Origin of the sequence: Nocardioides sp. HDW12B (genome assembly GCF_011299595.1) — a bacterium.
GTDB lineage: Bacteria > Actinomycetota > Actinomycetes > Propionibacteriales > Nocardioidaceae > Marmoricola_A.
Genome location: NZ_CP049867.1, coordinates 1,483,394 through 1,497,588 on the forward strand (window position 1 = coordinate 1,483,394; position 14,195 = coordinate 1,497,588).

17 protein-coding genes are annotated in these 14,195 nt (G+C 73.0%); 5 read left to right on the top strand and 12 right to left on the bottom strand.

Annotation, left to right across the window (positions count from 1 at the left end):
- Positions 1–2 precede the first annotated feature (2 nt).
- From G7072_RS07010 to G7072_RS07020, 3 genes are all read right to left on the bottom strand, one after another.
- Entirely contained in the window at positions 3–686 is a 684-nt protein-coding gene (locus G7072_RS07010; protein WP_166084893.1) for a response regulator transcription factor, read from the bottom strand.
- Positions 683–2,773: a sensor histidine kinase gene (locus G7072_RS07015; RefSeq protein WP_166084894.1), complete on the bottom strand. Its 2,091-nt coding sequence runs from the start codon at positions 2,771–2,773 to the stop codon at positions 683–685. Before G7072_RS07015 ends, G7072_RS07010 begins: the two co-directional genes overlap by 4 nt.
- A gap of 85 nt (positions 2,774–2,858) precedes the next feature.
- Positions 2,859–3,674, bottom strand: a complete 816-nt coding sequence (locus G7072_RS07020; protein WP_166084895.1) for a hypothetical protein — start codon at positions 3,672–3,674, stop codon at positions 2,859–2,861.
- 141 nt (positions 3,675–3,815) lie between these two features.
- On the opposite strand from G7072_RS07020, the gene G7072_RS07025 reads away from it, so the two are divergent.
- Positions 3,816–4,298 carry a hotdog fold domain-containing protein gene (locus G7072_RS07025; protein WP_166084896.1) on the top strand — a complete coding sequence of 161 codons (483 nt, stop codon included), beginning with the start codon at positions 3,816–3,818 and terminating at the stop codon, positions 4,296–4,298.
- 40 nt (positions 4,299–4,338) lie between these two features.
- Here G7072_RS07025 and G7072_RS07030 read toward each other — a convergent pair whose 3' ends face one another.
- The 4 genes from G7072_RS07030 to G7072_RS07045 all read right to left on the bottom strand — a co-directional run bounded on the left by G7072_RS07030 (position 4,339) and on the right by G7072_RS07045 (position 7,703).
- A complete protein-coding gene (locus G7072_RS07030) occupies positions 4,339–5,214 on the bottom strand; it encodes an amino acid ABC transporter permease (RefSeq protein WP_166084897.1) in 876 nt (291 codons plus the stop codon).
- The gene (locus tag G7072_RS07035; RefSeq protein ID WP_166084898.1) at positions 5,211–5,867 is read right to left on the bottom strand and encodes an amino acid ABC transporter permease; all 657 of its coding nucleotides are present in this window, start codon (positions 5,865–5,867) and stop codon (positions 5,211–5,213) included. Before G7072_RS07035 ends, G7072_RS07030 begins: the two co-directional genes overlap by 4 nt.
- A gap of 111 nt (positions 5,868–5,978) precedes the next feature.
- Positions 5,979–6,881, bottom strand: coding sequence for a glutamate ABC transporter substrate-binding protein (locus G7072_RS07040; RefSeq protein WP_166084899.1), 903 nt, complete (start codon positions 6,879–6,881; stop codon positions 5,979–5,981).
- Between the two features lie 63 nt (positions 6,882–6,944).
- A complete protein-coding gene (locus G7072_RS07045) occupies positions 6,945–7,703 on the bottom strand; it encodes an amino acid ABC transporter ATP-binding protein (protein WP_166084900.1) in 759 nt (252 codons plus the stop codon).
- Positions 7,704–7,845: 142 nt separating this feature from the next.
- On the opposite strand from G7072_RS07045, the gene G7072_RS07050 reads away from it, so the two are divergent.
- On the top strand, positions 7,846–8,625 hold the full coding sequence (locus G7072_RS07050; protein ID WP_166084901.1) for an SDR family NAD(P)-dependent oxidoreductase: 780 nt from the start codon (positions 7,846–7,848) through the stop codon (positions 8,623–8,625).
- A 60-nt stretch (positions 8,626–8,685) separates the two neighbouring features.
- Positions 8,686–9,309 carry a hypothetical protein gene (locus G7072_RS07055; RefSeq protein ID WP_166084902.1) on the top strand — a complete coding sequence of 208 codons (624 nt, stop codon included), beginning with the start codon at positions 8,686–8,688 and terminating at the stop codon, positions 9,307–9,309.
- Between the two features lie 9 nt (positions 9,310–9,318).
- Here G7072_RS07055 and G7072_RS07060 read toward each other — a convergent pair whose 3' ends face one another.
- Positions 9,319–10,266, bottom strand: coding sequence for a superoxide dismutase (locus G7072_RS07060; RefSeq protein WP_166084903.1), 948 nt, complete (start codon positions 10,264–10,266; stop codon positions 9,319–9,321).
- 143 nt (positions 10,267–10,409) lie between these two features.
- On the opposite strand from G7072_RS07060, the gene miaB reads away from it, so the two are divergent.
- Together miaB and G7072_RS07075 are read left to right on the top strand one after the other, a co-directional pair.
- Entirely contained in the window at positions 10,410–11,945 is a 1,536-nt protein-coding gene (gene miaB / locus G7072_RS07065; protein WP_166084904.1) for a tRNA (N6-isopentenyl adenosine(37)-C2)-methylthiotransferase MiaB, read from the top strand.
- Between the two features lie 185 nt (positions 11,946–12,130).
- Positions 12,131–12,451 carry a holin gene (locus G7072_RS07075; RefSeq protein WP_240917263.1) on the top strand — a complete coding sequence of 107 codons (321 nt, stop codon included), beginning with the start codon at positions 12,131–12,133 and terminating at the stop codon, positions 12,449–12,451.
- Between the two features lie 88 nt (positions 12,452–12,539).
- On the opposite strand, the gene G7072_RS07080 is transcribed toward G7072_RS07075, so the two are convergent.
- The 4 genes from G7072_RS07080 to G7072_RS07095 form a co-directional block, all read right to left on the bottom strand.
- Positions 12,540–12,953, bottom strand: a complete 414-nt coding sequence (locus G7072_RS07080; RefSeq protein ID WP_166084906.1) for a hypothetical protein — start codon at positions 12,951–12,953, stop codon at positions 12,540–12,542.
- 42 nt (positions 12,954–12,995) lie between these two features.
- Positions 12,996–13,316, bottom strand: coding sequence for a hypothetical protein (locus tag G7072_RS07085; protein WP_166084907.1), 321 nt, complete (start codon positions 13,314–13,316; stop codon positions 12,996–12,998).
- An 85-nt stretch (positions 13,317–13,401) separates the two neighbouring features.
- Positions 13,402–13,854, bottom strand: coding sequence for an NUDIX domain-containing protein (locus tag G7072_RS07090; RefSeq protein ID WP_240917184.1), 453 nt, complete (start codon positions 13,852–13,854; stop codon positions 13,402–13,404).
- A gap of 35 nt (positions 13,855–13,889) precedes the next feature.
- Positions 13,890–14,093, bottom strand: coding sequence for an antitoxin (locus tag G7072_RS07095; RefSeq protein WP_166084908.1), 204 nt, complete (start codon positions 14,091–14,093; stop codon positions 13,890–13,892).
- Between the last annotated feature and the right edge of the window lie 102 nt (positions 14,094–14,195).

Here is a 14,195-nt window from a genome sequence, read left to right on the forward strand (position 1 = left end):
CGTCACTGCCCCAGACCGGCCTCGCGGGCCTTGATGATCGCCGCGGCCCGGTCGGGGGCGTGCAGCTTGGCGTAGATGCCCGACACCGCGTTGCGCACCGTCTTCGACGACACGTAGAGCTCGGCGGCGATGGCGTCGTTGGAGCGGCCGGCGGCGAGCAGCTCGAGCACGCTGCGCTCGCGGTCGGTCAGCTCCGGGAAGGCCACCGCCGGCGGTGCCTCGGGGCGGGCGCCCCGGGCGAAGAGCTCGGCCACCCGGCCGGCCAGGGAGGCGCCGAACACCATGCCGCCGGCGGCGGCGGCGCGGACCGCGTTGAGCACCTCGTCGGCCCCCGACCCCTTGAGCAGGTAGCCCGAGGCGCCGGCGCGCAGGGCCGACAGCACGGTGTCGTCGTCCTCGTTCATCGTCAGCATCACCACCCGGGTGCCGGGGTGGCGGGCGGTGACGAAGCGGGTGGCCTCGATGCCGTCGAGCACCGGCATCTGGATGTCCATGACCACGACGTCGGGCGAGGTCTCGGCGACGAGGTGCACCGCGGCGCGGCCGTCCGCGGCGGAGCCGACCACCTCCAGCCCGTCGAGGGCCGACAGCAGTGACACCAGCCCCTCGCGCAGGATGGCGTGGTCGTCGACGACCGCCACCCGGATGGGGGTGGGGGTGCCGGCGGGGTCGGGCGTGCTGGTCATGGGGTGCTCCTCAGGGGCAGCCGGGCGCGCACCACGGTGCCACCGGTCGGTGGGCAGAGGACGTCGCTGCGGCCGCCGAGCTCGGCGGCGCGCTCGCGCAGGCTGACCAGGCCGACACCGGCCTGGACGTCGTCCGGCACGCCGACGCCGTCGTCGGCGACCTCGACCAGCAGCACGTCCCCATCGGGTCCGGTCGTGCGCCGGAGCGTGAGGGTGCACCGGCTCGCGTGCGCGTGCCGCTGGGCGTTGGTGAGCGCCTCGCCCGCGATCCGGTACGCCGCCACCTCGACCGCGGCGGGCAGGGGGCCGAGCTCGTCGGCGGCGACCGTCACCGGGACCGGCGACTGCTCCGCGAGCTGGCGCAGCGCCCCCACCAGGCCACGGTCGTCGAGGGCGGGCGGGCGCAGGTCGTGCACGAGGCGCCGGACGTCGGCGACGACGTCCTGCACGTGCCGGCTGGTGGCGGCGATCCGGTCCTGTGCGGCTGCCGGGTCCGACGCCACGAGCAGGCGCGCCGACTCGAGCTGGAAGACCACGCCGCCGAGGGACGGACCGAGGCCGTCGTGCAGGTCGCGCCGGATGCGGCGTCGCTCCTCCTCGCGGGCCACCACGAGCCGCTCGCGGCTGTCCTGCAGCTCCTCGGCGAGCCGGCCGGTGCGGACGGCGGTGGCGGTCTGGCGGACCACGTCGGCCAGCAGCTGCTCGTCGCGCCGCGACAGGCGGCTGCGCAGCCCGCGGGCCGGCAGGACGAGGCGTCCGACCTCGGTGTCGCGGTAGACGATGGGCAGGCTGCGGGTGCGGTCGGGCTCCGTACCGTGGGTCGCCACGACGGTCTCGCCCTGGCCGCGGTCCACCTCGACCTGCACGTAGCCGATGCCGAAGGCGGACGCGACGGCCCGCGCGACGGCGGCCAGCTGGGCCGGCCCCTCCGCGGTCGACTCCAGGGTGGTGGCGAGCCCGGCGACCACGTCGTAGCGGTTGTCGCGCTCACCGAGCATGACGCGGCGGACCAGGCCCAGCAGGCGCTGGCGCAGCGGGCCGTAGAGCGCGACCGACAGCACGAGTACGAGCACCACGACCTGCTGCTGGGCCAGGGAGTCGCCGAGCAGGCTGGTGAGCCCGGCCAGCACGGCCAGGTCGACGCCCACCAGGAGCAGCGAGAGCCCGCCGTAGACGAGCGTGCGGCCCAGCAGGTCCTCGATGGAGACCAGCCCGGGGTCGACCACGGCCACGGTCATGGAGACCGGCACCAGGTTGACGGCCAGGAACAGCGCGGGGCCGGTCACCGGTCCCAGGTCGACCAGCAGGACGAGCACGACGACCAGGCCGGCCACCAGCACGCCCCAGAGCAGCCAGCGCATCCGGTCGCGCTCCTCGCCGCGGGAGCGCCGGTGGCGGACGACGACGGTCAGGACCGGGACGAGCAGCGTCGCGACGGTGACGGGCAGGACGATGCCGATCAGCACGTCGGCCAGGGGCGCGAGCGCCTCGACGGTCGCGGCGTCGGGGTCGACCCCGGCCGGGAGCCGGACGTCGCCGGAGCCGACGTCGGGCACGAGCACGAACAGGGCGGAGTTCAGCACCATGACCGCGAGCGCCAGGCGTCCCACGACACCCCAGGCTCCGGGCAGGAACCGCCCGGTGGGGAAGAGCATCGCCAGCAGTGCCACGCTCGCGGGCAGGAACGACCCGCCGCGGTAGAACAGCCACGCGGCGAGGGTGGCCCCGGGGAGGGCGTCGTCGGTCAGGACCGCCAGGCGGACCCACGCTTCGGCGAGACCGGTGAGGGCCCAGAACCAGCCGATGGCGGCCAGTGCCCAGCCGAACCGGTGGTGGGTCGGCCGCCCGTCGCCGCGCGGTGGGCCCGGACGGTGGGCGAGCACGACGGCGGCCAGCGTCGTCAGCAGCAGGCCCGTGAGGCCCGACCCGACGGCGGCGCCGACGTCCGTGCCTGCGTCCGGCGCCGACCCGACGGGAGCGGAGCGCACGACCACGACCGTCGCCAGCAGGAGGAGGAGCCCGGAGCCGGGCACCAGGGCGGTCGGCAGCCGTCCGGCGCGTGTCGGGGGACGGTTGTCGGGGACCACGGGGACATTGTGATGCCGGCCCGCCCTCCAGGAGGAGGAGGACGAGCCGGCAGCGGGGTGCGGCGTGTCGGGCATCGGCGGCGCGTCAGCTCGCCGAGCGACCCGCGTGAGCGGCCTTGAACGCCTTGTCGCCGACGGTGAGGACGATGCCGGTGACGAGGATCCACAGGCCCCCGGTGGCGCCGGCCATGTACTGCACCGGGGCGATCGCCACCAGGACGCTCAGCCCGCCGAGGACCAGGCCGGTGCGGCCCAGGCCGCGGGAGACGGCGCCCTGGCGCGAGGCGGCGTGCACGGCGAGGCCGCTCAGGCCGACGAGCACCAGGTTCCACGGGATGGTCCCCACCCAGTGGTTGTAGAGCACGGCGGCGCTGGGCGTGGTGACCTCGGGGTTCGCGAGCCCGAAGATGAACTCGGTGTCGAGGCCGGTGCCGATGATCTGCACCACCGACGTGCCGAGCAGCCCGAACGCGGCCATCGCCGGCAGCAGGCTGTCGGCGGGCAGCGCCGCGCGCAGCCGACGGGCCAGCCCGAGACCGAAGACGGCCATGGCCAGCGCGCTGACGGTGGTGAGCACGTGGAAGAGCGTCAGGTTGACCACGTGGTCGCTGAGGGCGGTGAGGATGCCGGCCTCGTCGCCGACGAGCTCGGTGCGGTAGACCACGTTCACCAGGCCGGAGAAGACGCCGCCGGCGAGACCGGCGGCGCCGGCCACGATGCCGGCCACGGCCCAGCCGCGGGACGTGCGGGTGGTGGACGGCGCCGTGGGGCCTCCCTCAGCAGTGGTGTCGGTCGCGGCCGGTACGTCGCTGCGGGCCGGGTTGCGGGTGGTGACGGTGGTGGTGCCGGTGGTGGTGCCGGTGGTGGTGCCGGTGGTGGTGCCGGTGGTGGTGCTGGACATCGCGGGTTCCTTCTCTCGTGGGTTGGTGGTTGCTGCGATGACCTGACTCTCGGGGGCCGGTTGTCCCGGGGCCCAGGGACAACGGGGCACGTCCGGCGGGACACCTGTCGACGGGCAGTTACCGACGAGTAGCATGCAGGCATGCCGAGCCTGCTGACCCTCTGGAACCGTGCCTCGTCCCTGCCGCAGGGCCGTCGGGCCTTCTCGCTGGCGTTCAGCCAGAAGGCGCCGTACTTCGCGACGGTGCGACCGCTGTTCGTGGAGCTGCGACCGAACTACGCCGAGCTGCGCATCAAGAAGCGCCGCGGCGTGCAGAACCACATCGGCACCGTGCACGCGATCGCGCTGTGCAACGGGCTGGAGGCGGCGATGGGGGCGCTGGCCGAGGTCAGCATCCCCTCCGACAAGCGGTGGATCCCCAAGGGCATGGACATCTCCTACACCGCGAAGGCCGACAGCGACGTGCGGTGCATCGCCGAGACCGACGCCTCGCAGTGGGAGGGCGACGACCCCGACCTGCCGGTGCGCGTCAAGGGTGTGCGCAAGGACGGCACGGTCGTCGTCGAAGGCGTCATCCGGCTCTGGGTGACCGCCAAGCCGGCGCGCGCCGACGCCGCCGGCTGAGTCAGGCTCACGCGCACGCTCAGGTCTGCACCCGGGAGCGTCAGACGATCCCGCCACCGGCGCCGCCGCCGGTGTTGGTCGACTGCATGCCGGGGATGGCGGTCGTGTCGAGCGGGCTCTTCTCACCGACGAGCCGGTGCTGCAGCCAGGTCGCGAGGGCGGTCAGGAGCAGGTTGACCCCGATGTAGATGACGGCGACGACCGTCCAGGTCTGCAAGCGCGACTCACGGAACTCGTCCTGGATGGAGCCGCCGACGAAGGTCAGGCCGGGGGCTACGACGTAGGCGCCGAGGCTGGTGTCCTTCAGCGCCACCACGAGCTGGCTGATGAGGGCCGGCAGCATGATCTTGACCGCCTGCGGCAGCAGGACGATCGTCATGACCTGGGTCTTGCGCATGCCGATGGCGTACGCCGCCTCCGCCTGACCGGGGGGCACGGCGTTGACGCCGGCCCGGAAGACCTCGGCCAGCACGGACCCGTTGTAGAGGGTCAGGGCGAAGACGACGGCCCAGAAGGAGCCGAAGCCGTCGCCCACGCCGTAGGCGAAGTAGATGAAGATCATCAGCAGCAGCACCGGCACGGCGCGGAAGAACTCCACGATCAACCAGCTCGGCCAGCGCAGCCAGCGGTGCTCGGACATCTTGCCGACACCGAACACGAGACCGAAGACCACGGCGAAGACGATGGCCAGCGAGGCCATCTTGAGGGTCTCGAGCAGCCCGTCGACCAGGATGGCCTCGATGTAGGACGGAGTGAGGAACGGCTCCCACTTCGCGTAGGCGAACTGGTCGAACTCCACGAGGCGGGCGACCAGCAGCCCGGCCAGGGCGAGCAGCATGACGACGGTCGCCAGGGTGTAGAGCCGGTGGCGCCCGCGGGTCTTCGGGCCGGGGGCGTCGAACAGGATCGAGGTCATCGGGAGGCCACCTTCCAACGACGCTCGAGGGTCCACGCCCCGGCGGACAGGATCTCGACCAGCACGATGTAGCCGAGGGCGAACAGCAGGAAGATCTCGGGCCGCACATCCGCGTTCGCGTTGGTGAAGCCGCGCATACGGGCCGTCGCCTCGAGGAGCCCGAAAGCCGCCGCCACCGAGGTGTTCTTCAGCAGCGCGATGAGCACGCTGGCCAGCGGCGGCACCACGGCGCGGAACGACTGCGGCAGGATCACGTGGCGCATCGAGTCGCCGAACGTCATGCCGATCGCACGCGCCGCCTCAGCCTGGCCCAGGGGCACGGCGTTGATGCCCGAGCGGACGGACTCGCAGACGAAGGCGGAGGTGTAGAGGCTGAGGGCGATGACGCCCTTGACCAGGAACGGAGTGCCCACGAACCACTGAAGCGATGGCGCCACCACGAAGATGAAGATGAAGACGATGAGCAGCGGGGTGTTCCGCACCACGGTGACGTAGGTCCCCGCGGTGCGTCGCATGACCGCCACCGGACCGACCCGCAGCGCGCCGAGCAGGGTGCCGAAGGCCAGGGAGGCCAGGGCAGACCAGAAGAACAGCTGGATCGTCAGCCAGAAGGCCGAGAGGTACAGGTCGAAGTCCGCGAAGACCGGCTCCACCGGGTCACCTCCTCATCGTCGCTCGTGGGTCTCTCGGGACGGATCCGGGGCTGCCCGTGGGGCACGACGGACGCCGCGCCCCACCGGGCAGCACTCAGGATCCAGCGGGGCTCAGGCCTCGCAGGGGTCGAGCTCGGGCTGCTCCGGGGCGTCGACGCCGGCCTCGCCGAGCGTGGCGGCGAAGGCGTCCTCCCACGTGCCGTCCTCGTAGGAGGCCTCGATGGTGTCGTTGATCCACTGGCACATCTCGGGAGCGTCCTTGGAGTAGCCCACGCCGTAGCGCTCCTCCGAGAAGGGCTCCACGACGACCTTGAGGTTGTCGGGGTCCTCCGCGGCGTAGCCCAGGAGGATGGCGCCGTCGGTGGTCATCGCGTCCACCGTGCCGTTGGCGACCTGGTCGACGCACTCGGAGTAGGTGTCGAAGCCGCGCGGCGTCGCCCCCTCCTTCTCGATGTTCTCCAGCGAGGTGGAGCCGGTCACCGAGCAGACCTCGGTGCCCTTGACGTCGTCGAGGGTCTCGATGTCGGAGTCGGCGGCGACGAGGAGCTGCTGGCCGGTGACGTAGTAGGGGCCGGCCTGGCCCACGATCGCGCGGCGCTCGTCGGTGATGGAGTACGACGCGAGGACGAGGTCGACCTCGCCCTCCTGGAGGAACGGCTCGCGGTTGTCGGAGATCGTCTCCTTCCAGGTGATGTCCTCGGCCGCGATGCCCAGGGACGCGGCGAGGATCTTGCCCATCTCGGGGTCGAAGCCCTCGGGCATGTCGGCGGTGGCGCTCTTGAAGCCGATGCCGGGCTGGTCGTACTTCACGCCGATGGTGATCTCGCCGCTCTCGGCGAGCTCCTTCATCTTCGTGCCGTCCTCGAACTCGGCGGCCGCGTCCTCGGCGACCTCGACGTCGGGGGCGTCCTCCGAGCTGCTGCTGCCGGCGTCACCGCAGGCGGCGAGCCCGAGCGAGGCCAGGAGCAGGGCGGCTCCGAGGACGGGGGTCTTCCGGATCTTGTTGCTGCGCATCTCTTCTCCTGGTGCTCGTGGCGATGGATGGATGACGAACGAACGGGTCGGGCGACAGTCGGGTCAGTGCTTGAGGATCTTGCCGAGGAAGTCCTGGGCGCGCGGCGACTGCGGGTTGGTGAAGAACTCCTCGGGGGTGTTCTCCTCGACGATCGCGCCGTCGGCCATGAAGATCACCCGGTTGGCGGCCGTGCGGGCGAAACCCATCTCGTGGGTGACGACGACCATCGTCATGCCGCCCTCGGCCAGCTCGACCATGACGTCGAGGACCTCCTTGATCATCTCCGGGTCGAGCGCGGAGGTGGGCTCGTCGAAGAGCATGACCTTCGGCTCCATGGCCAGTGCGCGGGCGATGGCCACGCGCTGCTGCTGGCCGCCGGACAGCTGCGCCGGGTACTTGGACGCCTGGTGACCCACGCCGACGCGCTCCAGCAGCTGCTGGGCGCGCTCGTCGGCGGCCTTCTTGTCCTGGCCGCGGACCTTGATCGGACCGAGCGTGACGTTCTCGAGGATCGTCTTGTGGGCGAAGAGGTTGAACGACTGGAAGACCATGCCGACCTCGGCGCGCAGGTTGGCCAGGGCCTTGCCCTCCTGGGGCAGCGGCTGGCCGTCGAGGGTGATCGTGCCCTTGTCGATCGTCTCGAGCCGGTTGATGGCGCGGCACAGCGTCGACTTGCCGGAGCCGGAGGGTCCGATGACGACGACGACCTCACCGCGCTTGACGCTCAGGTTGATGTCCTGGAGGACGTGCAGGTCACCGAACCACTTGTCGACCTTGTCGAGGACGACGAGCGGCTCACCGGTGGACGGGTCGGCGTTCATCGCCGCAACGTAACGTGCCGACCGGCGTGTCTGCACCCGCCGCACCGAGGGAACCAGGCAACTCGCAACCGGATCGTGACCTTGGTTGCACTTCAGGTCCAGCCCGCGCGCGGGCGGGGCGGCTCCAGTAGCCTCCCCGGCCATGGACATCACCGGAGCAAGTGCAGTCGTCACCGGAGGGGCCTCGGGCATCGGGGCCGCCGCCGCGCGGGCCCTCGCCGGGGCTGGGGCGAGGGTCGTCGTGGCCGACCTCAACGAGGCCAAGGGCCAGGAGGTGGCGACGGCGATCGGCGGCGTCTTCGTGCGCGTCGACGTGACCCGCACCGAGGACATCGTGGCGGCCGTGGACGTGGCCGAGCAGCTCGGACCGGTCCGGGTGCTCGTCAACAGCGCCGGCATCGGGTGGGCCCAGCGCACCGTCGGCAAGGACGGCACGTACGGGTCCGCCGCCGACCTGGCGGCGTACAGCAAGGTCATCGCGATCAACCTGATCGGCACCTTCGACGCCATCCGCATCGCCGCGACGGCGATGAGCCGCACCGAGCCGCTGGACGCGTCGGGGGAGCGGGGCGCGATCGTCAACCTCGCCTCGGTCGCCGCCTTCGACGGCCAGATCGGCCAGGCGGCGTACTCCGCGTCCAAGGGCGGCGTGGTCGGCATGACGCTGCCGGTGGCCCGCGACCTCGCCGCGATCGGCGTGCGCGTGAACACGGTCGCGCCCGGTCTCATCGACACCCCGATCTACGGCGAGGGCGAGGACAGCGAGCGCTTCAAGGCTCACCTCGAGCAGGGCGTGCTGTTCCCCAAGCGCCTCGGGGCGCCGGAGGAGCTGGCGTCGATGGTGCTGGAGGCGGCGACGAACTCCTACCTCAACGGCGAGACCATCCGGGTCGACGGCGGCATCCGGATGCAGCCCAAGTAGCGGGTGCGGGTGTCGGGTCCGCCACCGTTTGGGGCGGCCGGTCGCGGGCACGTGAGAGGCGTGACCTCGTCGACGAAGGAGAACGCCTTGACCCCCATCCGGCTGGCCCAGAGCCTCGCCCACACCGCCGTCCACACGGCGGTCGACACCGTCCGCCACCCGGTGGCCGGCGCCTCGCGCGCGGTCGGCCTGGCGCGGGGGGCAATCCAGGTGGCGCGGGCCGCTCCGGGCATCGTGGCGGACACCGTCGCGACCCGGACGCAGGGCGGACCTCCGACCGACGGGCCCGTCACGAGCCCGGCCGACCGACCCGCTGACCGTGCCGCCGACCGGGCTGCCGACTCGCCCCGGGCCCGCGCCGGCGCCGGTACGTCGAAGCCGGCGGACTCGTCGGCTCCTGCCCCGGGCCCGTTGAAGACCACCGTGCCGGACCCGGCGAACCCGACGGCACCCCCGGCCCCCGGCCAGGGCGGGGTGCCGGACCTGGCGCCGCCGGACCCAGCCGACCGCGTGCTGGTCGTCGAGGAGGCGCTGGCCGCCGAGGCGGCCGACGGCACGACGGACTCGCGCTTCGGTGTCGCGACCGAGCCGCACGCCTCGACCCGGGGCGAGGACCACGGCGAGCGGCCGCTGGCCCGCGCCGAGGTCGACGAGCTGGCCGAGGAGGCCGAGGCCCGCGAGTGAGCGGCAGGCTCAGCCGCGGGGCGCGTCGAGCCGGGTGATCCAGTAGTCGGCGGTCGCCGGTGACGGGTTGCCGAAGCGGGCGTTCACGGCGTACAGCGAGCCCCGCAGGAGCGCCACCGTCGTGGGCACGTCGACGTCGTCGCTGGTCAGCTCGTCGGTGACCTCGCGGCTGAGCAGGTCGGCGGCGAGGTCGACCACCGCGATGAGGTTGTCGCGGTTGCGGACGACGTAGAGCCGGTCGCCGTCGATCTCGAGCCCGTCGCCGTTGGTCACGAGGTAGCCGCCGAGGTCGATCTGCTCGGTGTCGCCGGTGAGCGGGTCGACGCGGAACAGCAGCCCCTTGGCCGACTGCACCAGCACCAGGTAGCCGCCGCTGGCCACGATGCCGTTGGCGTTGAACCCGGCGCCGTAGACGAGGTCCCCGGTCAGCGGCAGCAGCTCGGCCGGTCCGGAGGCCGGCACCTGCTTGCCGTCGAGCCGGACCACCGCCAGCTCCTGGTTCATCGAGTCGGTGGCGTAGACGGCGTCGCGGGTCACGACGAGGTCGTTGACGAAGCGCATCGCCGTCGGCAGCGGGTAGGTCGCCAGCACCCGGCCCGAGGCGGCCGACTGGGCCCGGATCTCCCCGGCCTCGCCGCCGGCGACCCAGATGACGCCGCGCCGCCGGTCGGCCTCGACGCCGACCGCGGGCTTGCCGGTCGCGCTGCGGGGCAGCACGGAGGTGGTGCCGGTGCGCGGGTTGGCCCGCAGGATGGCGCCGGTGGCGAGCGAGCCGACGTACAGCTTCTGCCCGTCGGTGGTGATGCCCTCCGGCTGCCAGCCGCGCGGCAACTCGATGCGGTCCGGGGTCGGACCGGCAGTGCCGGAGCCGGGGGCGGCCTGGGCCGCACCGGTCGACGCGACCGTGGCGGGGGCGAGCAGCAGGGCGGTGGCGAGGGCGACGATCCGTGTGCGCACGTCAGGGGCCTTCCGGGTGGGGCGCCCCGGTGGGACGCGACCCTGTCCACCCTGCGTGGGCCGCGACGCCCTTTCAAGGCGGTCCGCCCGGCGCGGCCCGGGATTGGGGCTGCGACCGAGCGGCGCCGTACCCTGGCACGGTCATGACTGCCACGCCTGAGACCGTCGCCTCCGCCAATCCTGCCGGCCCCCGCACCTACGAGGTGCGCACCTACGGCTGCCAGATGAACGTCCACGACTCCGAGCGCCTCACCGGGCTGCTGGAGGACGCCGGCTACGCCAAGGCGCCGAGCGAGACGCAGGCCGACGTGGTCGTGTTCAACACCTGCGCGGTGCGCGAGAACGCCGACAACCGGCTCTACGGCAACCTCGGCCACCTGGCGCCGGTGAAGGCCGCGAACCCCGGCATGCAGATCGCCGTCGGCGGCTGCCTGGCGCAGAAGGACCGCAGCGAGATCACCCGCAAGGCGCCCTGGGTCGACGTCGTCTTCGGCACCCACAACATCGGCTCGCTGCCGGTGCTGCTGGAGCGCGCGCGGGTGCAGGAGGAGGCCCAGGTCGAGATCCTCGAGTCCCTCGAGGTCTTCCCGAGCACGCTGCCGACGCGACGCGAGTCGGCGTACGCCGCCTGGGTGTCGGTGTCGGTGGGCTGCAACAACACCTGCACGTTCTGCATCGTCCCGAGCCTGCGCGGCAAGGAGAAGGACCGCCGGCCCGGCGAGATCCTCGCCGAGATCGAGGCGCTGGTCGCCGAGGGCGTCAGCGAGGTCACGCTGCTCGGCCAGAACGTCAACGCGTACGGCGTCGAGTTCGGCGACCGCCAGGCCTTCAGCAAGCTGCTGCGGGCGTGCGGGGAGATCGAGGGGCTCGAGCGGGTGCGTTTCACCAGCCCCCACCCGGCGGAGTTCACCGACGACGTCATCCACGCGATGGCCGAGACCCCCAACGTGATGCCGCAGCTGCACATGCCGCTGCAGTCCGGCTCGGACCGGGTGCTCAAGGCGATGCGTCGCTCCTACCGCCAGTCGAAGTTCCTCGGCATCATCGACCGCGTCCGCGAGGCCATGCCCGAGGCCGCGATCAGCACCGACATCATCGTGGGCTTCCCGGGCGAGACCGAGGAGGACTTCCTCGACACCCTCGACGTCGTACGACGAGCGCGGTTCGCCAACGCCTTCACGTTCCAGTACTCCAAGCGCCCCGGCACGCCGGCCGCGGACCTGCCCGACCAGCTGCCCAAGGCGGTCGTGCAGGAGCGCTACGAGCGGCTCGTGACCCTGGTCAACGACATCGCCTGGGAGGAGAACAAGGCGCGCGTCGGCACCGTCGTCGAGCTGCTGGTCTCCGAGGGGGAGGGGCGCAAGGACGCCGCCACCCACCGCCGCACCGGCCGGGCGCGCGACAACCGACTCGTCCACTTCGAGGTCGACCCGGACGGGGTCTCGACGGGCTCGACCGACGTGCCGCGCCCCGGCGACGTCGTCGAGGTCCTCATCACCTCCGCCGCGCCGCACCACCTGATGTCGGACGCCCCGCTGCGCAGCCTGCGCCGCACCCGCTCCGGCGACGCCTGGGAGGCCCGGACCTCCACCCCGACCGCGTCGGGCACGTTGCTGGGTCTGCCCTCGGTCGGCGTCCCGGCGCCGCTCCCGGCCGCGACCGGCTGCTCGGTCGGCTAGCGCCCGTCTGTCGGCCCGTCTGCCGGCCCGTCTGCCGGCCCGTCTGCCGGCCCTGGTGTCGGCCCGTCGGTCGGTCCCTCCTGCCGCACCGTCGGCCCGGCCTGGTCCGGACCGGCGGGTATCACCCCCGGCCCCCGACCGCTCCTCCCCAGGGTCCACGACTCGACGAGAGGGAGGTGGACGCGATGTTCACCTGGATGTTCTGGCGGTCCGCGGTCGAACGGGCCGTCAAGTCGTTCGCGCAGTCCCTGGCCGCCTGTCTCGGCGCCAGCGGAGCCGGCCTGTGGGAGGTGGAGTGGACGACGGTCCTGGCCGTCGCGGGCATGACGACGTTGCTGTCGCTGCTCAGCTCCGTGGCCTCGGCGCCGGTGGGCGCCGACCACCACAGCCCGTCACTGCTGCCGGCACCGGGCGGACCCGCCGGACCCGCCGGGCCCGCCGCCGCCCCGGCCGGGGCCGTGCCCCAGCAGCGCGCGCCGGAGCACCTGCAGCCCGCTGCCGGCTGAGCCGACGCCGGTCGCGCCGGTCGCGCCGGTCGGCAGGGTCGGCACGGTCGTCGCCGGTCGTCGAGGCGGGCTGGGCGCGCGAGAGGTCTCAGGTCTCGCGGCGCAGCTTCTCGTCCGCGATGGGTGCCGGCTGCGGCTCGTCGACGTCCCACGGCGTGCCGCCGCGGTTCTCGGCGTCCGCGTCGGGCCGCTCGTGCTCGGCCAGGTCCCGCTGGGAGACGTCGGCGGCGTCCCACGCCCCCGGGGTGACGTCGAGCTCGCCGTCGGTGCGGGTCCGGGCGGTGCCCTTGGTGCCCATGCCCTCGACGCTGCCGGGAGCGCCGAGGCCGCGGGGGTCGGGGCCGTCGGGCCCGGTGCGCTCGCTGCTCACGCCCATGCGCCCGCCTGCCCCCTCGGGGCCGGGACTGTTCGGCGTCGAGGCCTCGTTCTCGAAGGGCACCGGCGCCTCGCCGGACTCCTTCGAGGTCACCGGGGGTACGTCGTGATCGGGTGTCTCTTCCATCGGTCCTCCTGAGGTCTCGACGAGCGCGACCGTCGTCGGCTGTCAGTCGGGCTTGCTGGTCTCGGGGTCGGCGGCGTCGCCGTCGGCACTCTCGTCGGTGTCCTCGGGCTCCTGCAGCGCGTCGGGCACGTCGGTCTCCTGCGTCTGCGCCGACAGCGGCTGGTCGGCGGTCAGCAGCTCGTCGGAGCTGTGGTCGCCGGCGCCCACGTCGGACTCCATCACGGTCGCGTCGGCACCGCCGGGGGCACGGTCCACGTCCTCGTCGATCTTCGCCTCGGGCAGGCCGGGGTCGTCGGACGGTGCGAGCACCTTCGTGACGTCACCCTGCTTGTTGGTCTCGACCTCGCGGTCCTCGTCGCTCATGGCACCACTGTGCCCGACACGCGCCCGGCCACACGCGGGACGGCCACACACGGGCCGGCTGCACGCGGGCCGGCCCTGCGACCACTCAGAAGCCGAAGGTCACCACGGCCGGGACCTGACCGGCGGCGAGCAGCGCCAGCACCGCGTGCTCGTGGGGCACCATCGGCGCGGGCGGCACGGCGGGGGAGACCCACCGCAGGTCGACGCACTTCTCCGGCTCCTGGATGGCCGGCTCGCCGGACCACGAGCGCACCGTGAAGAAGAAGTCGACCCGCTGCTCGATGGGAGCGGGGTTGCCCGGATCCGTGCGGTGCATGGCCGTCAGCGGCTCCAGGGCGTCGGGGTCGAGCTCGACGCCCAGCTCCTCGCGGGCCTCGCGCACGGCGGCACCGAGCACGGACTCGCCGGCCTCGACGTGGCCGGCGGCGGCAGTGGCCCAGTGGCCCGCCATGTACGTCGTCGCGGGCCCGCGCTGCTGCAGGAGCACCTCGGGCCCGGACGGGCCGTCACGCGTGAGCAGCACGTAGGCGGCCGGCACGACCTGGAAGCCGGGCTGCTCCGCGGGGTAGCCGCTCAGCGGAGGTCGTCGTTCTTGCCGTCGAGCTTGTCGAGCTGGACCTTCGCCTGCCCCTGGGCCTTGCGGATCTTGTCGCGGTGCTTGCCGCCGGTCTTCTTGTCGGCCACGGCGGCGCCCTGGTCGATGGCCTTGGAGATCTTGTCGCCGTGCTGGTCGACGGCCTTGGTGGCGGCCTTGCGTGCCTTGTCCAGGAATCCCATGGCTGCTCCTCGAGCTGGTCGGGCGGGTGGTGCGCGTGGACGGGCCTCCAACCTAGCGCGGTCGGCGCACGCCCCGGTCCCGCGTCGGGAGCCGGTGCGCGA